The sequence below is a fragment of the Bacillus cereus group sp. RP29 genome (assembly GCF_040459765.1).
GTDB lineage: Bacteria > Bacillota > Bacilli > Bacillales > Bacillaceae_G > Bacillus_A > Bacillus_A paranthracis.
Genome location: NZ_JARVHN010000001.1, coordinates 3,259,736 through 3,282,408 on the forward strand (window position 1 = coordinate 3,259,736; position 22,673 = coordinate 3,282,408).

The window sequence follows — 22,673 nt, forward strand, 5'->3', positions numbered from 1 at the left end:
AAAGAGAAATAATTATAATTCTTTATATAAATTCAATCTCGGTACATACCTTTCTGCAAACCTAATATTTTCCAACTATTATTAACTCTTCACTATTTCACTTTATTAGGTTGAGGGTAATCTTCGTCTTCAATTGTATCAATTAATTCTAAAATTATTCGTATTTTATATGATGTTCGAAGGTTATTATTTATTATAGAAAAGATTGATATTATGAAATAGAAAACCCAAGTACCTGTATTAATTATGTAATCAAATTCCTTAGATACATGCACATTCACTATCGCATTTTGTTCTTTTATATACCAAAGTAATACACCCGTTCCAAGCGTAATAAGGGTTTTTACTATCAAATCATAACTTTCTAGATTTTTTTCAATTACCTTTAAATGTGCGGATAATAATTTCACTTTCAATTTTCCTAATTTCACTAATTCTTCTCTAATTAGTTCTAAATTGTTTAGAAAATTATACTTTGGTTTTTTCTTTAATAATTTTTTTTCAAAAGTTCCATACCCTTTAAAATCTGCCTCTGTCCATTCATATAAACTATTATATTTCTTATTTTCCTTTCTAATAATTCTCTTCCTTAAAATAGAACTATTTAAAAAATCATATAAGATTTTTAATATAAATACGCTACTAAGTATTGAAAATAGTGCTTTTCCCAATATAGGATTAATTGTTAATCCTACGATTATCGCTATAACCCCCCCCATTATTCCAGTGAATATATAAATCATAATTCTCTTAAACACTTCTAAGCGACCTCCTTTGTCCATATATATATATATCAGAAAACCTTTTTATTAATAAAAATAGTTTACACAAAACCTGTTATCTTTATATTTTAATATAAATAAAACTTATTATATAGATTTATTTTGTAAAATTCAATTATTTATTTTTACCTACTAAAAGGGCTCAACATTTAACACGTAACCCCAAAAATAAAACTATTTAAACAATAAAGACCGTTACAATATGACAAAAAAATATCAGATTGAAAACTATACAAATTTTTAATATTTTACATAAAGTTATAAAAAATGCGGTAAAATTATAGATTCTCGAGGGGGAAAAATATGCACCTTGAAGAGAATCATTCCTAAAACCCTTACTGTATCAGTATTAATATGAATACATCGCGTAATCTTATAATAAGAATGGAAAGCTTTAGAATTATTTATTAAAAAAACATCAAAAATACCAAATCCTTTATATCACAAAGGATTTGGTATTTTTGAATATCTAGAATTCACCGCTAAATATAAGAAGAAATTAACGGATACTCGTCTGGTACAATAACGTGTCCAGACCCAAGGAGCTGCAACATGAAATAACGTATCTAACCTAACAAGACTAACAACTTTTCCAAATTCCTTTTGTTAATACTCTTCTTTAAGACCTTTTCTTCCTAGGACCTATAATCAATTTAATCGCCGTTCTTTCTTGATCATTAATAGTAACCTCTTGAAATGCTGGAACAAAGGCTAAGTCAATACCACCTGGAGCAACAAATCCTCTTGCGATTGCAATTGCTTTAATCGCTTGGTTTAATGAACCCGCTCCAATCGCTTGAATTTCTACATTTCCACTTGTTCTTAGTACACCTGCAATTGCGCCTGCGACTGAATTGGGGCTTGATTTTGAAGATACTTTTAATATATTTTCCATGTAAGTTGCTCCCTCTATTATTTAATTACTCTTTTGTTACCGTATAAAATATTTCAACGTATCTTTAACTACTATTCACACCAAAAGCAAACAATACTACATATGTACATTCATTCGATACTTTTTCTCTTCTTCCTGCCGTGCTACATAAATAAAGGTCAACGACTCCAAACCTTATATATACAAATATTTAAAAGATATAAATTCACTTAAACAATCACATCATTGTAGCTGAAGATACTCGTTTTACTTTTGCAGGTGCAATTACAATTTAAAAAGCATCCCTGCTACATTTCAAGAATTCGCTACCCAATACTTAACCTTTGTGCCTTCAAAAATTCCCTTTGTACCTTTTTGTTAATCTAATAAACATGAAAAAGCACCGAACTTTACTACTACAAAAGTTCGGTACTTTTTTCTCATTCTTTCTTATTTCTCCACATAAACCGACTTAACGATTGTACGATTATATGGTTGTCCTTCTTTATTCATCCCTTTTATATCCATCGTAACGTTATATACTCCTGGTTGCTTTATGTCCTTCAAAGCACCAGTAAATGTATTGTTATTCACATTTTGTAATTCATTATATTCAGAGACTAGTTTCCCTTCTTTATTCACGACTCTTACTGTTATGGAAAGATTTCCTTTCATTTCAGGTGCCACAGGTGATTTTTTCAGTTTATACTCAGATTTATTTGCTTTTACTTTTGTAGGCATTTGAAGAACAAATGGTGCGCTATTCTTGTAATCGCTTACAACTAAATATGCATCTTTCGACTGCTTCGCCATCATTTTAACTTTCCATTCTCCTACATCCATTTTATCAAATTTAAATGTTTTAATTGTCGCGCCACCAAAGAAAGATTCATCTTCACCAGTAGTTATAACACTATCCTTATTTGTATACACTTTTCCTTTTGGTGATATCATTTGTACTTCTACATCCGACGAAGCAGTTAATATAGAAACAATTCCTTCTGCCTTTTTATCAACCGCAACAGTTTGCTCTATCCACTGATTTTGTGGCAATTCCCCTCCTAAAATGCTTTGATTTGAAGTTGTATTTAATTGTTCTATATTTTCATTTGAACTAGTGCTGGATGCTACTAAAGCTGGAACCGGTACATTTGCTGTACGTAAATACGGTTCAATTCGTGAGAACACAGCAGATCCTTTTCGTATATTATCATGATCAAATCTAGAATCTGTAAATAAATGCGTTCCATACGGCAGCTTAGCACTCCACTCATTTACTAGTCCATCATTTGAACCGTATGATGACAAATATAATCCACCCATTGATAACGCCGAAAATACAGGGCCCCAGCTAGTCCCAGTAACTGTATAATAACGGTTTAATTTAGCTGCTGGATTATTATCAATCGTTGAACGAAATTTTGCCATTTCGCCCATTTGTAATGAATACGTACCATCATCTTTTTGACCTAATATAGAAGCAAGCCATCCTGCCCACCAACTATATGATAAATCCGCTAAGTTTGATCCATGATGTGGCGTCGCAAGTGTAATAACATTTCCGACAAATCGATTTGCCCCATATTCTACTAATGCAGCTTGTGTATCGATACCACCTTTACTATGTGCTACAATATTAACTTTTTTACCGAAATGATTATATATTTCTTCTAATTTTTGTGCTAACAATTTTCCGTTATCCCACTGACTAGCTGACCCTTTCCCAGCAGCATCATATAATTGTATAAATACTGTTTGATAGCCTGCTTTCAAAGCATAGTCATACATATCATTCATATCGTGATATACTGTCTTTCCATACCAACTATCAGCATTCCCATTCCTTCCTTGCACAAAGAGAATTGGAGGCTTACTTTCATCATAATTAGCAGGTTTTTGACCTAAAAACCATTCTCCAGGTGTAAAGACTTCTTGATCTGGAAAGCCTGTTTTAAGCTCTTTTACAACTTCTGCTCGCACATTTGTGCTAATCATTGGAACCATGATAAAAAATACAATTAGTAAGGCAACACATCTTCTCATCAATCGCATGTTACTCCCCCCACATTTTTTGAAAGAAGGTGCTCGTTGTAATATTTTTTATCTTCTCTCTTAATACTAGATAATCTTTGTACTTAAACAAGACCCTGTCCCTATTCTTAAGAGATTACTAGTCCCCCTTCTTCCTTAACACACGTTATTCTCTTTGTTTCTATCTCTTCCTTTTGAGTGAATGCTACAAAAAAGTTTCTCAACAATTGTTAACTTTACTGAATCTAATATCCCCCAATTATTATTGTTTATATAAAGCATACAAATCTTGAAAAAACTTTAGTAAAAAAACACTTTATTATCAGCTAGTTATAAAAAAAGTTAATGAATATATGTGCTTTTATTTAATTAAATACAAACTAAACAAAATAGAAGCTAATATTGTAAGACTTTCCTATCATTAAATATTAAACTGAATTTTATGAATAGATACTAATATTTCCAGAAACATATATTATGATAATTTTCGCAGACTTGAATTAAACTTTTAGAAGTACTAACCTATTGGTGAGCAGAAGAAAATTCTGTAAAAAGAAAGGAGAATGCTTTATGATGACCGATTTACAAAAGGAGTTTTTTAAACGATTAAAAATTCCTGCAAAAGAAATAACATTTGATGATTTAGATGCAATTCTCTTAAAAATGGGATTGATTCTCCCCTATGAAAATCTCGATATTATGGCTGGTACTATTAAAAACATCTCAAAAAATAACTTAATAGAAAAGTTACTTATTCAAAAACGAGGCGGTCTTTGTTATGAATTAAACTCCTTATTGTATTACTTTTTAATGGATTGTGGATTTCAAGTATATAAAGTAGCTGGTACTGTTTATGACCTTTATGATAATAAATGGAAACCCGATGATGGTCATGTCATTATCATATTACATCATAATAATAAAGATTATGTTATAGACGCCGGTTTTGCCTCTCATCTACCTTTACATCCAGTCCCTTTTAACGGAAAAGTCATCTCTTCTCAAACGGGTGAATATCGAATTCGCAAACGAATTACCCGAAAAGGTACACACATTTTAGAAATGAGAAAAGGAGCTAACGGGGAATCTACAAATTTCTTGCAATCTGAACCTTCAGATGAATGGAAAATAGGCTATGCCTTCACTTTAAATCCAATAGATGAGAAAAAGGTTAATAATATCCAGAAAATCATTGTAGAACATAAAGAATCTCCTTTTAATAAAGGAGCTATCACTTGTAAATTAACTAATTATGGTCACATATCATTAACAAATAAAAATTATACAGAAACCTTTAAAGGCACCAAAAATAAACGTCCAATAGAATTAAAAGATTATGCTCGCATTCTTCGTGAATCTTTTGGAATAACGCAAGTGAAATATGTAGGAAAAACACTAGAAAGAGGTTAGCTGACTAAAAGTATTTCATAATAAAGCAGATTCCATATTTAGAATCTGCTTTATTTTATATTTTGTTATAAAGAAATTTGTTTTGCTCTTATCCTTTAATTTTCAATGATATACTCATCATCATATTTATCGTATTGGAGCCCTGACCCTATTTTTGATTCCGTAACTTGATCTCTTAAAAACGGTGCAGCTTCCATCTTGCTAGTTGCAATTTCAATTCCATATTTCTTCGTTAAATGGGCTAATTCTATTAAAAACCACTCTCTTCGCAATGTAACTGGAATATCAAATGTCCTTCTTTTCATATATAATAGCACCTCTTTAATTTTCATAACTTAAAAAACATTATAGTATATGCATGTCCATTTTAAATGTGCTATTAATAAAATATAATTTTAGTTTACATAAAATTATTATGTAATAGTAGAAAGAGGCTTGTCCTCCTCTTTCTACTGCAGAGATTTAAATTAAGAACATCTTGGTACACCGAAAGCTAAGAATAAACCTGCTACTCCCGCTGTAATCGGTACTTTCAAAGTAATTACATCGTCTACCTTCGTTACTAGAAAGTAAGCATTACCTTCTTGTAACACACAATTCACTAACAATTGAAATTCCATTCAAATCTCCTCCTTTCAATCGATATACTATACTTTATGAATTCTCTTTAAAAACGTAATAGGAAATATATCTATTTTTCCTTATATACAAAATAAATGTTTATAAGTCTATTAAAAATATTAATTTTCTAAATTTATATAAATCGTGTAATATCTAGTAAGTTCCTATATAATCAATAATGAAAATCTTACAAATGGAGGTATAAAAATGGCAATTTTGAGTAATATTGGTGCAGCTTTATTTTTTATTGCTTTTATTCTTTTAATCTTATGTATTATTTCATTTTTCAAGAAAAATGGAAAAGCAACACAGTATGGTCGTCCTACTGTTATTCTTTTTATGATTTCGATTATATTGATGGTAACTGGCTCAACAAATTCAGAACATCCAGTCATCGAATTTTTTACTATTTTAAGTTTCATTTTATTTATTTTCTTCCTTGTACTAGCAATCTTATCTGTAATTAAAAAGACAGGTGTAGCAAAAAAACAATTTATTATCACTGCTATTTTATTTGTTATTTTTGGTGCGTTATCAAGTATTTCAAATCCTACTTCTGAAAAAACGACAGCAACTAGTAAAAAAGTTGCTTCTAACACTACAGAACAAAAAGATAGCGACAAAAAAGAACTAGAAAAAAAAGAAGCAGACGAAAAAGCTCAAAAGCAAGAAGATGAGAAGCGTCAAGCCGAGGAACAAGCTCGTAAGCAAGAGGATGAAAAACGCCAGGCTGATGAACAAGCTCGTAAACAACAAGAAGAACAAAAACGTCTTGCTGATGAACAAACTCGCAAACAACAAGAGGAACAAAAACGCCAGGCTGATGAACAAGCTCGTAAACAACAAGAAGAACAAAAACGCCAGGCTGATGAACAAGCTCGTAAACAACAAGAGGAACAAAAACGCCAGGCTGATGAACAGGCTCGTAAACAACAAGAAGAACAAAAACGCCAGGCTGATGAACAGGCTCGTAAACAACAAGAAGAACAAAAACGCCAGGCTGATGAACAAGCTCGTAAACAACAAGAAGAGCAAAAAACACAGCAAACTCAAACACAACCTGCTTCAGGAAATACTAGTAGTGCATATTACAAAAATTGTGCCGCAGTTAGAGCTGCTGGGAAAGCTCCCCTATATAAAGGACAACCAGGTTATGCCTCACATCTTGATCGTGATGGCGATGGAGTCGCATGTGAAAAATAGCAATAAAAAAGAAGCTTCTAGTAAGCTTCTTTTTTATTATTACGTATAAGATCTAATTACTCTTCCATTCTTTTAAGCCCTATATCAATTCAAAATGGCATCTTATTTTTTAAATACTTGTACTATTAACCATTAACTGGAGCAATACTCCAATTAATGATTTCAATATTTTTCACCTCCACTTTCCCTTTGACAAGAACATGTGGAATTAAGTGAAACATCCCAAATCTTCTACCATTTTTGTATTCATCTCTATAATATTCTTTGGTGCAGGTATTTAATTGCTTTAATTCTTTATATTCATTAAAATTGATGAATTCTATTTCACATTCTTTTAATTCGCTATTTGCTCCACCCCAATTGTGCTTTGAGTACTTGTATATTGCCATACACTGACCCTTCAGTGCGCTAATAGGAATTTTATAAAACAATTTATTTGTATGAATGTTTACTCCTATTTCCAACAATACTTTATAAATCTCATAAGGATGCAGTGGTAAAAAATGCACGACATCATTCCATAAACATTCTAGTTTTGGTATTTTACGTATTAATAAGTTCTCTCTTTGAGTATGATCTTTATATTTTTGTATATACTCACGATATAAATTTGGATATACCCTTTTCAATTCATTTAATGGGATTAAATATTCTCCTTTTAGTTCTTCTGGTACCATATGATAAACATATTCCATAAAAACCTCCTATAAAAGATATACTTCCTATCCCAAAATTCTTCGCCATCTTTTCTATAATGTCCTCTGTTGAAGAATAATCCTATTATTCTCAAATCAGACACATAATAAGTGATTTCAATCACCACGTTGTTTTTCATTTATCGCTATTCTTAATTTAGATATTACATTTAAACTTTATGGAGGCATTCATATGGAACATACATTTACTGAAACTTCTATTGTCGGTGAGATTGTTACACAGTTTCCGAAAGCTAGTGATCTTTTTAAATCCTATAGAATAGATTTTTGTTGTGGCGGTAATAAGCCACTTATTGATGCAATTCATGAAAGAAATTTATCAGCTACTGAAGTAATTACAGAGTTAAATACGCTTTATCATAATACGAAACGATTAAATGAATCTGAAATTGATTGGAAAAATGCTTCTTATCGTGAATTGATTGATTATGTAATTCATAAGCATCATCGTTATTTAAATGAAGAGTTACCACAGTTAAGTCCTTATGTGACGAAAGTATTACGTGTTCATGGAGCAAATCAGCCGCATTTAGCTAAAATTCATAAGCTATTTCATGAACTTAAAATGGAATTAGAACAGCATTTAATTAAAGAAGAAACAGAAGATTTCCCATTAATTTTAGAATTTGAAAAAAATCCAACTGATGAAAACTATGCAAAGTTACGTAAAGTAGTAGATGAACTAGAAAATGAACATAACCACGCTGGCAACATTATTAAAGAGCTTCGTAAAGTTACACATGACTTTACTCCTCCAGAAGGAGCTTGCGGCACTTATCGACTTGTTTACAATCGCCTTGAAGCGTTAGAGTCTGATTTATTTGAGCACATTCATGTAGAAAATAATATTTTATTTCCACGTGCCATTACGAGAGCGTAAATAAAGTGCAGGACATGAGTATACATACTGATGTCCTGCTTTTTCATTTTGCGAAACCTATCCACATCACCCTCACATAAATCAGAATTTTAACAATTTGTGAATCATTATAAAAATGTGATAAATATCACATCTCCCCCTTTCTTGATTTTCTATAATAAAAATATAATCCTTTGTTCAACATTTCACATAAAAAGGGGAAACGAAAATGAAAAAACGTTTAGTTATGATCGGAAATGGTATGGCTGGCATACGTTGTATGGAAGAAATATTAAAACATGATTGTGATTCATATGAGATTACTATTTTTGGAGATGAACCACACCCAAACTATAATCGCATTATGCTCTCTCATGTTTTACAAGGTAAAACAAATATACAAGATATCATTATGAATGAATACAGTTGGTATGAAGAAAACGAAATAACTTTGTATACAAATGAAAGAGTTCAAAGTATTGACCGAGAAGAAAAAGTTATTATTACAGAAAAGAATCGTACTCTTACATATGACAAGCTTATTATTGCAACAGGTTCTAGTGCTTTTATTTTACCGGTTGAAGGTTCCACTCTTCCTGGTGTAACAGGTTTTCGAACTATTGAAGATACACAGTTTATGATGGATACTGCTAAAGAAAAGAAAAAGGCCGTTGTCATTGGTGGTGGATTACTTGGTTTAGAAGCAGCAAGAGGTCTTATTGACTTAGGAATGGACGTACATGTTGTTCATTTAATGCCTAGCTTAATGGAGCAACAACTAGATACGAAAGCAGCTTCTCTACTGCGTGAAGATTTAGAAGCACAAGGCATGAAGTTTTTAATGGAAAAGAAAACTGTAAAAATTCTTGGTACAAACCATGTTGAGGGCATTCAATTTGAAGATGGTGAAGTTGTAGATTGTGATTTAATCGTAATGGCTGTCGGTATCCGACCAAATACGCAAATAGCAAGAGATGCTGGTTTAATTGTCAATCGCGGCATTGTAGTCAATGACTATATGCTAACAAATGATGAGTCCATTTATGCAGTTGGCGAATGTGCAGAACATGACGGTATCGCATATGGACTTGTTGCCCCTCTTTATGAACAAGGTGCAATATTAGCGAAACATATAACAAATTTACAAACTGATGGATATTCGGGCAGTATCGTCGGTACGCAATTAAAAGTTGCTGGTTGTGATTTATTCTCTGCAGGCCAAATTTATGAAGATGATCAAACGAAAGCAATATCCATCTTTAATGAATGCAAACGTTCCTATAAAAAAGTATTAATTCGTGACAATAAAGTCGTTGGTATCGTTTTATATGGTGACACAGCTGATGGTACACGCCTCTTTAGCATGTTAAAGAAAGAAGAAGATATACAAGAATATACACCAGCGTCCATTCTTCACAAAGCTGGTGAAGAAAGTGAACTTGATGTTGCTACAATGAGTGCAGATGACACGATTTGTGGATGTAATGGTGTTACGAAAGGAACAATCGTTCATGCCATTTTAGAACAAGAGTTAACGACTTTTGAAGAAGTTAAAGGCTGTACGAAAGCCGCAGGGTCTTGTGGTAAATGTCGTCCGCTTGTAGAACAAGTTTTATCTCATACACTCGGAGATGCTTTTGATGCCTCAGCCCAGTCTGCTGGTATGTGCGGATGTACACCTTTATCACGTGATGAAGTCGTAGCGGCAATTCATGAAAAAGGCTTAAAATCACCAAAAGAAGTACGAAATGTTCTTGGTTTTGTACATGAAGATGGCTGTTCAAAATGTCGTCCTGCTTTGAACTACTATTTACGTATGGCGATTCCAGAAGAATATGAAGATGATAAAGCCTCCCGTTTCGTTAATGAAAGAATGAATGGTAACATCCAGCACGATGGTACATTCTCTGTTATTCCACGTATGTACGGAGGCGTTACAACAGCAGATGATTTAATGAAAATTGCTGAAGTTGCGAAAAAGTATGATGTTCCACTTGTGAAAATTACCGGTGCAAGTCGAATTGGCTTATACGGTGTTAAGAAACAAGATTTACCTAACGTATGGGCTGACTTAAATATGACTTCTGGATATGCGTATTCAAAATCTCTTCGTAATGTAAAATCATGTGTTGGCTCTCGTTTCTGCCGTTTCGGTACGAAAGATTCATTAGGACTTGGTATGCTCCTTGAACAATCATTAGAAATGGTAGATACACCTCATAAAATGAAGATGGGTGTAACGGGCTGTCCGCGTAACTGTGCGGAAGTACTTACGAAAGATTTTGGCGTTGTTTGTGTCGAAAATGGATACCAACTTTATATTGGTGGAAATGGTGGTACAGAAGTACGTGAAGCTGATTTTGTAATGATTGTCCCTACTGAAGATGATGTTCTTCACATCGCTACAGCTTACATGCAATATTATCGTGAAACTGGTATTTACGGAGAGCGTACTGCCTACTGGACAGAACGATTAGGCTTCGATCACATAAAAGAAATACTGCAAGATGCAAATATGGTCACTAAGTTAAATGAACGTTTCCAAACGGCCCGTGGCACATATAAAGAAGCTTGGGGACAAGCACTAGAAACGAAATCATTAAAAGCGATGTATGAAGTAGAAACTGTGAAATAAGGAGCTGTGATCTATATGATACAAACGAAAGATAAATTAAAAGTTATGCGTGCAGAAGATCTTCCTATTCAAATCGGTAAAGAGGTCCAAATGAAAGGTATGTCTATCGCCCTATTCCGCCTTTCAAATGGCGATATTCGAGCTGTAGAAAATCGTTGTCCTCATAAAAACGGACCATTAGCCGAAGGAATTGTATCTGGTGAATTCGTCTTTTGTCCACTGCATGATTGGAAGATTTCATTACTAACAGGTGAAGTTCAAAAACCTGATGACGGTTGTATTCAAACGTACGAAGTAGAAGTCATTGATGGTGACATTTATATATATATGTAATTTACAAAAGGAAGCCTCCCCCCCTGGCTTCCTTTTAAATAAAACTAGATGAGGTGCAATTATATGAACGGATATGTATATTTAGTTGGTGCAGGACCAGGTGATGAAGGGCTTATTACAAAGAAAGCGATAGAGTGTTTAAAACGTGCAGATATTGTTTTATATGACCGTTTACTAAACCCTTTCTTTCTTAGCTATACAAAACAAACATGTGAACTTATGTATTGCGGAAAAATGCCAAAGAATCATATTATGCGACAAGAAATGATTAACGCACACCTTCTTCAATTTGCAAAAGAGGGAAAAATTGTTGTCCGATTAAAAGGCGGAGATCCATCTATTTTTGGCCGTGTTGGTGAAGAAGCAGAAACTTTAGCAGCAGCAAATATTCCATATGAAATTGTACCAGGCATTACATCTAGCATCGCCGCTAGTAGCTATGCAGGTATCCCCCTTACCCACCGTAACTACAGTAATAGCGTTACTTTACTAACCGGACATGCAAAAGGTCCTTTAACCGATCATGGAAAATATAATTCATCTCACAATAGCGATACGATTGCCTACTACATGGGTATAAAAAACTTACCTACAATTTGCGAAAACTTACGACAAGCAGGAAAGAAAGAAGATACACCAGTAGCAGTCATTGAATGGGGTACAACTGGTAAACAGCGCGTTGTCACAGGGACACTATCTACCATTGTTTCTATCGTCAAAAATGAAAATATTTCTAACCCTTCTATGACAATTGTTGGTGATGTCGTTTCCTTACGTAATCAAATCGCTTGGAAAGAACGTAAACCATTACATGGTAAAAAAGTTTTATTTACATCCGCAACAAATAAAACAAGTGTAATGAAGCAAAGGTTACAAGAAGCTGGTGCAGAAATATATCAAATTCCAACTTTCAAAAAGGAAGAATATACATTAACCCTTGAACAAATCAATGAAATTTTTAACGTTGATCGCCTTGTTTTTTGTTCAGCTGAAAGTGTAGAAATTTTGATGCAATCATGTAGTAAATACCAGAAAGATATTCGTTCCTTACAGGCAGAGCTGCAACACATGAACGTTGCCACTCAAGAAAAACTTATGCAATATGGCCTACTAAGTAAAGAAGCAAAGTTCTCTTCCGATACAACTGTTTATTTAGGCAGAAATATTAATCGGATTGCATTTATTCAAGAGAAAATTGGTGCCGGCTCCTATATGATGACTCATAAGTATACAATTGATCATCGTTTCGATGAAGTCCATTCTCGTATGCTTTCAGAATTCTTATGGGATAGCATTGTATTTGAAGGACGCGCTTCTATTGATACGTTTCTAGCAGAAGTAAAACGTCTTGGCTTTATCGATATTGTTACTCTCCCATTCTCATATACCGACGTTCCAACTTTACACTATGCAAATAAAGTCGGGTTTCATAACATTGATCATCAATTACAAGAAACTCTTATGCAGAAAGACATGGTAAGACAATGAAAGGAATTGTATATGTTGGACACGGTAGTCGCTTGCAAGAAGGGAACGAACAATTCATTCACTTTATTCAATCTGTTATGAAAGAACGTAACGAAAGCATTCAAAAAATAGCTTTTCTAGAACTAACGACACCTACCATTTCGGATGCAGTTACAGAAACGATACTAGAGGGAGCAACTGAAATAATGATTGTACCTGTTTTATTATTTGCAGCAGCTCACTATAAATGTGATATTCCTTTTGAGATAGAAAAAATGCAAAAGCAATATCAATATATAACATTTTCAGTTGTACCACCTTTTAGTACGCATCCGCATATGGTTGAACTTGTAGTGAAAAGAATACGTGAAGCTATGCCAATGCAAAATAGTAGTATTTTACTCGTAGGAAGAGGTAGTAGTGACCCCCAGCCCATACATGAATTACAGCAAATTGGAGTAGCTGTCGAACAAAAACTCAGTATACCAGTATCGTGCTCCTTTTTAACGAAAGGAACGCCCTCTTTTACTGCTGAGCTAAAGACAATAACATCAACTGCATCCCATGTATATATCATGCCGTACCTTCTATTTACCGGATTATTGCTTCAAAAAATTAAGTTTCATACAAAAAAATACGATCACGTTACAACTTGTAACTGTCTTCAGTTTGATACATATATGAAATTAACATTACTAGAACGAATGGAGGAATATGTGTATGTATAACATGTACCCTCTTATGTTTAATCTACATAATAAAGTGGTCGTTATCATTGGTGGAGGTAAAATCGCATATCGAAAAGCGTCTGGATTAAAAGATACAGGCGCTTTTGTCACCGTTGTCAGCCCAGAAATTTGCAAGGAAATGAAGGAACTTCCTTATATTACTTGGAAGCAAAAAACTTTTAGTAATGATGATATTAAAGATGCTCATCTTATTTATGCAGCTACAAATCAACATGCTGTAAATATGATGGTCAAACAGGCCGCCCATGATTTTCAATGGGTTAACGTTGTAAGTGACGGTACAGAATCATCGTTTCACACACCGGGTGTCATCCGAAATGGTGAATATGTTGTAACGATTTCAACTTCAGGTAAAGATCCATCGTTTACGAAGCGTTTGAAGCAAGAACTAACATCTATATTGCCTAAACTTATAAAAAAGATTTCTCGTACACATAAATTGTAGTCTATTTCTTAGTTAAAATCGTAATTACCTTTGGACAAACGTTTGTTAGGGGACGTTTGTTCTTTTTGTTGTAGTTCCGTTCTTTTATTCCATAAGCAATCTACGAAGAAAATGAATGGTGTTTGCAACTTGTAAGCAAGTAAATTTCATGACAAGTGCAACATTACGAGCAACTCTTTCTATTCAGTTTTTATATTGGATATTCATTCAACCAATTTAGCGCTTGTTCATAATCGTCAAAAAACTCTACGGATTCTTTTGTATTGGATTGTTGCAAATACTTCAGTATCTCTCCTTCTTCAAGAAGAAATGCAATTGCCTTGCTATGATTCAAAATAGTTTCATTGAAGAACTTCTCTTTCCATACTTTTTGAACAGAAAAATGATTTGGCGTGTATCCTTTTCTATCCACCAACAATTTGTATTTCCGCCCCTCAGAAATAAATTGCTGACAAACCTGCTCAAAGCCATTAAACCATTCATACACATCCTCTGTTTTAATCTGGCCAATTAGATGGGTAACAATCAAATCTCCTGAAATAGTTGTACTAATATTCTGTTTACTCATTTTAGAATCATCTCCCTTAAATACAATTATGAGGAAAAACCTCATAAAATCAATAAAGATAAAATTCTTACTTGACACTCCCGCCCCATCGCTATCATCCTAAGCTCATGTAATCTTAATTATAAGCGAGATTGCGTCTTTTTTCGCAAGTCTATATGTAAATGCTTTAAAGATTTGTATACGAAATAAACCTTAATGAGTTTCCTTTTTTGAATTAAGCCGCTTAATTCTCAGACACGATACAATTGTAAACGACACCTAATATATGAAAGACTGCTTTTTCTCATATCGATTCCCTTCCATCACTCGCCACCTCAAATCTATTCGTTTTTGCATGTAAATTCAAAACAAAATATATGACAAATAAATAACGACAGTTACTGTAACAATACTAAAAAGTGTTGAAAATAAAACGATTTGCGCATGTAGTTCAGGCTCTATTTGATACTCCATAGCAATGGTTGCTGTATTTCTTGAAGTAGGAAAAGAACTTGCAACAAATAATGATTGTGCAACAATACCATCAATGTTTAGTAGGTAGATCATGGTAAGTGCTACTAATGGTCCCATCAGTAACCTTCCAATTAAAGCCCATGTTATGACTCGATGGAAAAATTTAAGCTTAATGTTGGATAATTGCGCCCCTAGCAATATGAGTGCTATTGCAACAAAACCATTTGCAAGCTGATTAAGAGGTAGCAAGATAGAATTAGGTAATTGAATTGTAAAAGATTGAAAGAGAATCCCTAATACGAGCGCATGAAATACAGGCAGTCTTAGAAATGATTGAATAATACCTCCGATTGTTTTTATTGCTGATAGTAAGTTATATATTCCATATGAATAGGTTAAAAGATTCTGGAAAATAACAATGAAAATCTGAATGGAAACCCCCACTGGATTGTGACTAAAAATCAATTGACTTACTGGTAATCCATAATTACCGGAATTCATTAACGAAATGCTATTTTTTAGAGCTGCACTTTCCCCTTTTTCTAACTTTAATATTTTTGAAATAAAATGACTTACTATGATCAGACTTAGACTGTAAAGCATTAAATAGTATATTATCTGGAGCAACAAATCTATTTCTATACGAATATCATATATATTCACAAATACAGCCGCAGGCATCAAGCAATACGTAATAAGTGTAGATAGTTGCTTTAAGTCAAATTGAAACTTTCTTTGTAAGATTGCACCAATTAGCATCAATATTAATATCGGTAATATTACGTCTAATATAATAAATACAAACATGTAAAACCTCATTCTAAATATATTTTAGTTGGATTAAACGCTTTACTACCTATGGATCACATTTAATTCATCGGAAAACACCATTAGTTCTCAATAATCAGAAAAAACACTTATTTCATTCCCCTCCCCTCTCTTTTCTTTAACATAACAAATATGAGCCATAAAGAAAATTATGGATTATTTATAGAAATGTATAATTTTATCTTATCGACCTAAACTGTATTTTTTAGTTTAAGTGTACTATTTCACAATATCTATTAGCCTTACTAAAGAATCTGGTCCTAAAAAATATAGCGAAGCCTATTATATTACGAAAAGAACCACCCCAAAATACTTTGGGACGGCTCTTTTTCTTTATTAATGATTCTTTAACATCACTAACAGCTTTTCTTGACTATACATCCATACTGTAATGATTAAACAAGCAAGTGCGACTTCTGATAATGCCATAAATCCAATTGCATAATGACCTGTTAGTTGGAACAGTAATGTTAAAATTAGTGGCGGGAAGAATCCTCCGAGTCCGCCTAAAGCTGAAACGAGTCCATTTACAATACCAGCTTGTTCTGAGAAATACATCGGAACGAGTTTGAAAATTGTACCATTACCGATACCTGCGCAAAATGCGACTAATAGGCAACCAAATGTATATACGTTCATGCTTGGCATAAATGATAAAAGAATACCTGAAAGTGTTAAACCGATAAATACGAAGATTAATATTTTAAATGGATTAAACTTATCACCCAGCCAACCACCAATCGGACGCATAATTGTTGCGAGTACGATGAATCCGGCTGTCCGCATACCTGCATCTACTTTCTCTAATCCGAAATGAGATACTAAAAAGTTTGGTAAATATACTGTAAATGCAACAAATGATCCGAAAGTTAAAAAGTAAAAGATACATAAAAACCAAAGTTTCTCATTTTTATATACACCTTTTATTTGTTCCATTAGTGGTGTATTCACTTTTTTCTCTTTACGATCACCTAATAAAAAGTTCATAAGTGCAAACGCTGCAAGTAAAATTAAATAACATTGTACTGTCGTTCTCCAGCCAACTGAAGTTGCGATAACAGGCGCTAAAAATGAAGTAATTGCTGTTCCAGCGTTACCGACACCGTAAATACCATTTACAAAACCGTGACTCTCTTTTGGAAAGTATTTTGGTAAAGAAGTTACTCCTACAGAGAATACAGCACCACCGATTCCTACAAATAATCCACCAATAATTAAATCCATCATAGAATTGGCAACACTAATATAAAAAACAGGAAATAATAATAGAATAAAACTAATAAAGAATAATTTTCTTGCTCCGAAACGATTGGTCCAATAACCAATTGGAATGCGAAGAACAGAACCTAAAATAACGGGTACTGCTGTTACCATAGAAATTTGTCCCGCAGTTAATGGAATATCCACTTTAATATAGGGCATCAATGATGATAAAATAACCCACACCATAAAACCGATAATTAGATTAGAAGTTTGTAAACTTAATTGAAAATTAGGACTTTTCATCCTGTTCCCTCCTATGTATACGTAGTTATATTCATTCCCTCCAGCCTAATCACGTTCTTACATGATTAGGCTGAAAAGAATCAACCACCACTTACTGGCGGAATCATTGCTACGACATCACCAGTTTGAATAATGTCATCCTCATTTGCGTATTCTTCATTTATCGCGACCATAATCTCGTTTGAAATTGCTACATTATATTCCTTAATCAGAACTTCCTTCAGCTTCGCGACTGTAATATTTTCACAATCTATGTGTAATGCTGGCTTACTTACTTCTTCTTGTAAATGTGCAAATAATAGTACTTCAATCAAATTCTCATCTCCTTTCCAGGCTCGCCATTACCATATGCTGTTTTCTCTAACTGATCGCCTATCCACGACTCACTATCTTCCCAAAACTCTTTTTTCCATATCGGAATAATTTGTTTTATACGTTCCATAATATATTCATTCGCCTCATAAGCAGCTTTCCGATGCGGTGTAGCAACAGCAACGACAACAGCCAAATCAGAAATTTGTAATGTACCAATGCGATGTGTAATTGCCACATATGTTCCAGGCCATTTCTCCCCTACTTCGGTACCAATTCTCTCAAGCTGTTTCTCCGCCATCGTCTTATAAGCTACATACTCTAAATAAAGCGTACGTCGGCCTTTCGTAAATTCTCTAACAGTGCCAATAAAAGTAGTAATCGCACCACACTCACGCCGAATTACTTTGTTTGTCACTTCTTCAATTGATATAGGTGTATCAATTACTTCATAATACGTATGTGTCATTTCGCACCTCTTATCTTTGTATAAATTAGCAACCTATTTTTCTATTATTTGTATGAACGAAGCGATTCTTTCCATGGCCATTCACTTCCGCTGGTTAATTCTAATAACAGTACCGAAACAGTAATTCCAGCTTTAAATCCTCTCGTTCCCCCTGGCAAAACAATAAATGCATTCGCTTCTGCAAGTGAAGAAATTGCGCTAGATTTATCTAAACCAACTGGTGTAACTTGCAATTGACCATCTACAATTTCTACTCTCCCTCTTACAAATCGAGTAAACGGATTTGCTTTCGGAAAGTCTTTTTGTAAAATTGCCTCTGCACGAAATACGTGCGAATCTTTTCTATGCAAGTATGTTCCAATGACTGGTCTAACATATAATTCACAACCGACATAACAAGCTGAAGGATTACCAGATAAACCAAATAGTAGTTTTCCTTCTACCTCAGCTACAGTTGTCACACTTCCTGGTCGCATCGCTATTTTGTTAAAAAGTACATTAGCTTGTAATCTCTCATAAATAGCAGGCAAATAGTCATAGTCTCCTACTGAAACGCCACCAGTCGTAATTAAAATATCAACTTCTTTTATCGCCTTTTTTACATTGTTATAACACGTCTCAAAATCGTCAACGAATTGTCCATAATACCGTACAACTCCGCCCGCTCGTTCAATTTGCGCTGCTATCATATAGGAGTTACTATTTCGAATCTCCCCTGGCTTTAATTGTTCATGTACTTCAAGCAGTTCGCTACCCGTCGTTACTATTCCAATAATCGGCCGTTTTACAACATGTACGGAACTATAACCAAACGTAGCAAGAAGTGCTGCAACTCCAGGATTAATAACAGTCCCTTCTTTCACAAGGATAGTATTTTGTTTTACATCTTCACCTTTAAAAGAAATGTTATCACCGGCTGCGAAACAGCGTTTTAATGTCATATAAGTCTTTTCGTTTTTTTCAAATCCTTCCGTTAGTTCTAACATAACAACCGCATTACACCCTCTCGGAATTGCGGCCCCTGTCATAATACGGACAGCTTGAAATGCTTTCACTTCTTCTGTAAAAACAACCCCTGCTCCAATTTCACCAATCACTTCAAACTGAATGGGATTACTGCTACTTGCTTCTTTTGTATCTTCCGCTCTAATCGCAAATCCGTCGTACGGAGAGCGATCAAAATGCGGGACATCATGATCTGCAATAACATCTTCTCCAAGCGTTCTTCCGTAACTTTCTATAAGAGAAACCTCTTCTGTTTCACCTTGATAAGCATATTTCATTACTCGTGCAACTGCTTCCACCACTGGAATTGGTATACGTTTTGCTAACATTCTTTTTCACCTCGTTTTAATAAGGAGAAACTTTCTTTCTGTTCATCCTATATATTTTGCGTACAATCGTTTTCCTATTTTCACATCATTTGTCCCATGAACAAATGCCCTACCGTCTGTAAATAAAACGAAACGATATTCATCAATTAGAAATGATAGTAAGTACGGCGTTTTTTGGACATGTACAATTTTTTGTAATCTTTTTTTAATTTCGTTTAAATTTAGAGCTCTCTTTATTCCTGGACGGATTTGAACTGTATTCCGTCCGCATAGCACCTCCGTTTTCACCTGTGATTCAAATGTTAAACTTGGGTACGTACGTGTATTTCCGCAAGATGGACATGTACTTTTTTTCTGTTTATTTACTTTTAATGAGAGAAATTGATTGTTCCAAATATCAAATGATAACATTGTTCCTCGTAGCGTCTCGAAATCATCCACCAATATTTTCATTGCTTCTGTCACTTGGTGAGCAACAACCATCTGTACAGCTGGCTGAATAATTCCCGCTGTATCACATGTTGCACCGCCCATCGGATGATCCATTAAGCAGCGAAAACATGGTGTTTTTCCTGGAAGAATTGTGTACGTTACACCGTAACTTCCAATGCATCCACCGTATATCCAAGGTATATTTTCTTTTTGTGAAATATCATTTATAAGTAGACGCGTATCAAAGTTGTCAGTCGCATCTAATATGAGATCCACTTCTTTCGTTAACTCTTCCATTTCTTTCATTGTGACATCCGTTACAACTGGTACAATTTCCACCTCAGAATTAATCCTTCTTACATGTTCTGCCGCTGCAATTGCTTTTGGTTTGCATTGTTTTGCATCTTCTTCTGTATATAACTGTTGCCGTTGTAAATTACTCCATTCGACATAGTCACGATCGGCAATTGTCAATTTCCCAATTCCCATCCGAACGAGCGCTTCTGCATTTGCAGCTCCTAGCGCCCCCGCACCAATTAAGAGCACATGCTTTTCCCTTATTTTCCTTTGTCCCATTTCACCTATTCCAGAAAACAATACTTGTCTTGAATATCGCTCTTGCATAAGGAATCCTCCTTTCGCTATCCACCAATGTAAGACATCTCAACTTTTTGACGTTTATTTGTACTTTCCGCCGTTCTTTCATCTGAATATCGATCTGTTCTATATCGCCATGTATGTTGTAAAATTTTTAATAGTGATGCATCAGAAATATTTTCTCGAAGAAGCGATCGTAAATCCGTTCCTTTTTCTCCAAATAAGCACGTATAAAACTTGCCGTCTGCCGAAATACGGGCTCTCGTACAAGAAGAACAAAATGACTCAGATACTGAAGTAATAAATCCAACTTCGGCATCGCTTCCTACATATCGATACAATTTCGCAACTTCTCCAAAGTAACGAGGTTTAACAGGTTCAATTGGATATACACGATTAATTTTCTCTATTAATTGTTCCTTCGTAACGACTTGTTCAAAGTTCCATCCGTTCGTACTGCCTACATCCATAAACTCAATGAAACGTAACTGTATTTCTTGTTCTTTAAAATACTGAGCCATAGGAAGAATTTTACTATCATTCATCCCTTTTTTTACGACCATATTTACCTTTACTTCTAATCCAGCTTCCTTCGCTGCTTCAATTCCTTTCAGTACAGGTTTCGTACTTACATGTCTTCCATTAATTTTTTGGAAGACATGATCCTCTATTGCATCTAAACTAATATTTACACGCTTTAATCCTGCTTCTTTTAGCGCCTTAGCTTGTTTTGCTAAATGAATTCCGTTTGTTGTGAGCCCAATATCTTTTAAGCCTTCTAGCTTTGCAAGTCTTCCAATTAACTTCGGTAAGTCTTTACGCAATAAAGGTTCACCGCCAGTAAGCCTAATTTTATTAACTCCCATACTTATAAATAATCTCGCTAACCTTTCTATTTCATCAAACGTTAATAAACACTCTTCCTGTAAAAAAGCATAATCAGGTCCGAACACTTCAGCAGGCATACAATATGTGCACCTAAAATTACAACGATCAATAACTGAAATGCGTAAATCTTGAAGTGGTCGCTTTAAAGAATCTTTCATGTTCTCGTGCATCTATATCCCTTCTTTTCTGCTGCAATCCTTAGTAAGCTTTCATTTTTTTATTTGCCTTTATTATAAAAAAGAAGCTACATATTCAATGTGACTTTTCTCACATCACTTTCCCCATTCAAAAACTTTTCACAAATCCGTTCGCATTTTGTTCACATCTTCAGGCCATACTCCTTACGGTCATTGAAATTTTACATTATTTTTAAAATAGCTCTTGCATTTTCATCATATTTACACTCAAAATAGGAAATGTATTGCTTATAAGAAGAAAGGTGATTGCTGTGGCAAACAGTATGACATTATCTCAAGATTTAAAAGAATTACTTGCATCTGTTGAATATAAAATGCAGATAAAAAAAGGTAGTTTTATTTTTCAAGAAGGTATGGAGGCAACCGAACTCTATATCATCCACTCAGGAAAAGTACAAATTAGTAAACTTAGTGCTGACGGACAAGAACTAACACTTCGAATTTGTTCGGCATACGACATTATTGGAGAATTAACATTGTTCACGGATAATGCGAAGTATTTATTAAATTCAAAATGCCTTGAAGATGTTGAAGTAGGCGTTATAAAGCGTGAAGCGTTAGAAAAAGAATTACTCCAAAAACCAGCTCTTGTATTTGAATTTATGAAATGGATTAGTGAACATTTAAGAAGAATGCAAACGAAGTTCCGAGATTTAGTATTACACGGCAAAAAAGGTGCCTTATATTCTACTCTCATACGAATGACAAATAGTTATGGTGTTTTAAAGGAAAATGGTATTCTCATCGATTTACTGTTAACGAATCAAGAACTTGCTAATTTCTGTGCAACTTCACGTGAAAGTGTAAATCGAATGTTAAATGAATTAAAAAAGCAAGGTACAATTTCTATTCATAAAGGAAAGATTACAATACACGATTTACAATTTTTAAAATGTGAAATTGCTTGTGAAGATTGTTCTGCTTCTGTTTGTAGTATTGATTAGCGTCTTATTTAGGTACTTAT

23 protein-coding genes are annotated in these 22,673 nt (G+C 34.0%); 9 read left to right on the top strand and 14 right to left on the bottom strand.

What is annotated here, in order from left to right:
• Positions 1-92: 92 nt before the first annotated feature.
• The 3 genes from QCI47_RS17365 to QCI47_RS17375 all read right to left on the bottom strand — a co-directional run bounded on the left by QCI47_RS17365 (position 93) and on the right by QCI47_RS17375 (position 3,708).
• Positions 93-758, bottom strand: a complete 666-nt coding sequence (locus tag QCI47_RS17365) for a hypothetical protein (RefSeq protein ID WP_042511387.1) — start codon at positions 756-758, stop codon at positions 93-95.
• A 643-nt stretch (positions 759-1,401) separates the two neighbouring features.
• Entirely contained in the window at positions 1,402-1,677 is a 276-nt protein-coding gene (spoVS, locus tag QCI47_RS17370; protein ID WP_000427804.1) for a stage V sporulation protein SpoVS, read from the bottom strand.
• 429 nt (positions 1,678-2,106) lie between these two features.
• A complete protein-coding gene (locus tag QCI47_RS17375; protein ID WP_001238724.1) occupies positions 2,107-3,708 on the bottom strand; it encodes a lipase family alpha/beta hydrolase in 1,602 nt (533 codons plus the stop codon).
• 549 nt (positions 3,709-4,257) lie between these two features.
• Here QCI47_RS17375 and QCI47_RS17380 point away from each other — a divergent pair.
• Positions 4,258-5,097, top strand: coding sequence for an arylamine N-acetyltransferase family protein (locus tag QCI47_RS17380; RefSeq protein WP_000988051.1), 840 nt, complete (start codon positions 4,258-4,260; stop codon positions 5,095-5,097).
• Between the two features lie 95 nt (positions 5,098-5,192).
• Here the strand turns inward: QCI47_RS17380 and QCI47_RS17385 are convergent, their stop codons facing one another.
• On the bottom strand, positions 5,193-5,402 hold the full coding sequence (locus tag QCI47_RS17385) for a hypothetical protein (RefSeq protein WP_000830253.1): 210 nt from the start codon (positions 5,400-5,402) through the stop codon (positions 5,193-5,195).
• Between the two features lie 162 nt (positions 5,403-5,564).
• The gene (gene exsG, locus QCI47_RS17390; RefSeq protein WP_000395675.1) at positions 5,565-5,717 is read right to left on the bottom strand and encodes an exosporium protein ExsG; all 153 of its coding nucleotides are present in this window, start codon (positions 5,715-5,717) and stop codon (positions 5,565-5,567) included.
• Between the two features lie 208 nt (positions 5,718-5,925).
• Between exsG and QCI47_RS17395 the strand changes: the two genes are divergently transcribed.
• The gene (locus tag QCI47_RS17395) at positions 5,926-6,921 is read left to right on the top strand and encodes an excalibur calcium-binding domain-containing protein (protein WP_000996473.1); all 996 of its coding nucleotides are present in this window, start codon (positions 5,926-5,928) and stop codon (positions 6,919-6,921) included.
• Positions 6,922-7,046: 125 nt separating this feature from the next.
• Here QCI47_RS17395 and QCI47_RS17400 read toward each other — a convergent pair whose 3' ends face one another.
• Positions 7,047-7,616: a group-specific protein gene (locus QCI47_RS17400; protein ID WP_309422806.1), complete on the bottom strand. Its 570-nt coding sequence runs from the start codon at positions 7,614-7,616 to the stop codon at positions 7,047-7,049.
• 193 nt (positions 7,617-7,809) lie between these two features.
• On the opposite strand from QCI47_RS17400, the gene ric reads away from it, so the two are divergent.
• From ric to QCI47_RS17430, 6 genes are all read left to right on the top strand, one after another.
• Positions 7,810-8,517 (top strand): iron-sulfur cluster repair di-iron protein, encoded by a 708-nt coding sequence (gene ric / locus QCI47_RS17405; RefSeq protein WP_000401354.1) that lies wholly within the window; start codon positions 7,810-7,812, stop codon positions 8,515-8,517.
• A 208-nt stretch (positions 8,518-8,725) separates the two neighbouring features.
• On the top strand, positions 8,726-11,131 hold the full coding sequence (nirB, locus tag QCI47_RS17410) for an NADPH-nitrite reductase large subunit (RefSeq protein WP_000746898.1): 2,406 nt from the start codon (positions 8,726-8,728) through the stop codon (positions 11,129-11,131).
• Between the two features lie 15 nt (positions 11,132-11,146).
• Entirely contained in the window at positions 11,147-11,464 is a 318-nt protein-coding gene (gene nirD / locus QCI47_RS17415) for a nitrite reductase small subunit NirD (protein ID WP_000616674.1), read from the top strand.
• Positions 11,465-11,527: 63 nt separating this feature from the next.
• Positions 11,528-12,952 carry a uroporphyrin-III C-methyltransferase gene (locus tag QCI47_RS17420; RefSeq protein ID WP_001014949.1) on the top strand — a complete coding sequence of 475 codons (1,425 nt, stop codon included), beginning with the start codon at positions 11,528-11,530 and terminating at the stop codon, positions 12,950-12,952.
• Complete coding sequence (locus QCI47_RS17425; RefSeq protein WP_309422805.1) at positions 12,949-13,659, top strand: sirohydrochlorin chelatase; 711 nt, start codon at positions 12,949-12,951, stop codon at positions 13,657-13,659. The genes QCI47_RS17420 and QCI47_RS17425 overlap by 4 nt, the downstream gene beginning before the upstream one ends.
• The gene (locus QCI47_RS17430) at positions 13,652-14,125 is read left to right on the top strand and encodes a precorrin-2 dehydrogenase (RefSeq protein ID WP_309422804.1); all 474 of its coding nucleotides are present in this window, start codon (positions 13,652-13,654) and stop codon (positions 14,123-14,125) included. The genes QCI47_RS17425 and QCI47_RS17430 overlap by 8 nt, the downstream gene beginning before the upstream one ends.
• A 190-nt stretch (positions 14,126-14,315) precedes the next feature.
• Here the strand turns inward: QCI47_RS17430 and QCI47_RS17435 are convergent, their stop codons facing one another.
• The 8 genes from QCI47_RS17435 to moaA form a co-directional block, all read right to left on the bottom strand.
• Positions 14,316-14,738: an STAS/SEC14 domain-containing protein gene (locus QCI47_RS17435; RefSeq protein ID WP_073535995.1), complete on the bottom strand. Its 423-nt coding sequence runs from the start codon at positions 14,736-14,738 to the stop codon at positions 14,316-14,318.
• A gap of 297 nt (positions 14,739-15,035) precedes the next feature.
• Positions 15,036-15,953, bottom strand: a complete 918-nt coding sequence (locus tag QCI47_RS17440; RefSeq protein WP_309422803.1) for an AEC family transporter — start codon at positions 15,951-15,953, stop codon at positions 15,036-15,038.
• 357 nt (positions 15,954-16,310) lie between these two features.
• Positions 16,311-17,480 carry a nitrate transporter NarK gene (narK, locus tag QCI47_RS17445; protein ID WP_353811893.1) on the bottom strand — a complete coding sequence of 390 codons (1,170 nt, stop codon included), beginning with the start codon at positions 17,478-17,480 and terminating at the stop codon, positions 16,311-16,313.
• A gap of 80 nt (positions 17,481-17,560) precedes the next feature.
• Positions 17,561-17,794, bottom strand: coding sequence for a molybdopterin converting factor subunit 1 (gene moaD / locus QCI47_RS17450; RefSeq protein ID WP_000573674.1), 234 nt, complete (start codon positions 17,792-17,794; stop codon positions 17,561-17,563).
• Positions 17,791-18,261, bottom strand: coding sequence for a molybdenum cofactor biosynthesis protein MoaE (locus tag QCI47_RS17455; RefSeq protein ID WP_000149956.1), 471 nt, complete (start codon positions 18,259-18,261; stop codon positions 17,791-17,793). Before QCI47_RS17455 ends, moaD begins: the two co-directional genes overlap by 4 nt.
• Positions 18,262-18,305: 44 nt before the next feature.
• Positions 18,306-19,595: a molybdopterin molybdotransferase MoeA gene (gene moeA / locus QCI47_RS17460; RefSeq protein ID WP_309422802.1), complete on the bottom strand. Its 1,290-nt coding sequence runs from the start codon at positions 19,593-19,595 to the stop codon at positions 18,306-18,308.
• Positions 19,596-19,637: 42 nt separating this feature from the next.
• A complete protein-coding gene (locus tag QCI47_RS17465) occupies positions 19,638-20,651 on the bottom strand; it encodes a molybdopterin-synthase adenylyltransferase MoeB (RefSeq protein ID WP_061130737.1) in 1,014 nt (337 codons plus the stop codon).
• Positions 20,652-20,668: 17 nt separating this feature from the next.
• Positions 20,669-21,682, bottom strand: a complete 1,014-nt coding sequence (gene moaA, locus QCI47_RS17470) for a GTP 3',8-cyclase MoaA (RefSeq protein ID WP_309422801.1) — start codon at positions 21,680-21,682, stop codon at positions 20,669-20,671.
• Between the two features lie 278 nt (positions 21,683-21,960).
• Between moaA and QCI47_RS17475 the strand changes: the two genes are divergently transcribed.
• The gene (locus tag QCI47_RS17475; protein ID WP_353811894.1) at positions 21,961-22,653 is read left to right on the top strand and encodes a Crp/Fnr family transcriptional regulator; all 693 of its coding nucleotides are present in this window, start codon (positions 21,961-21,963) and stop codon (positions 22,651-22,653) included.
• Positions 22,654-22,673 lie beyond the last annotated feature (20 nt).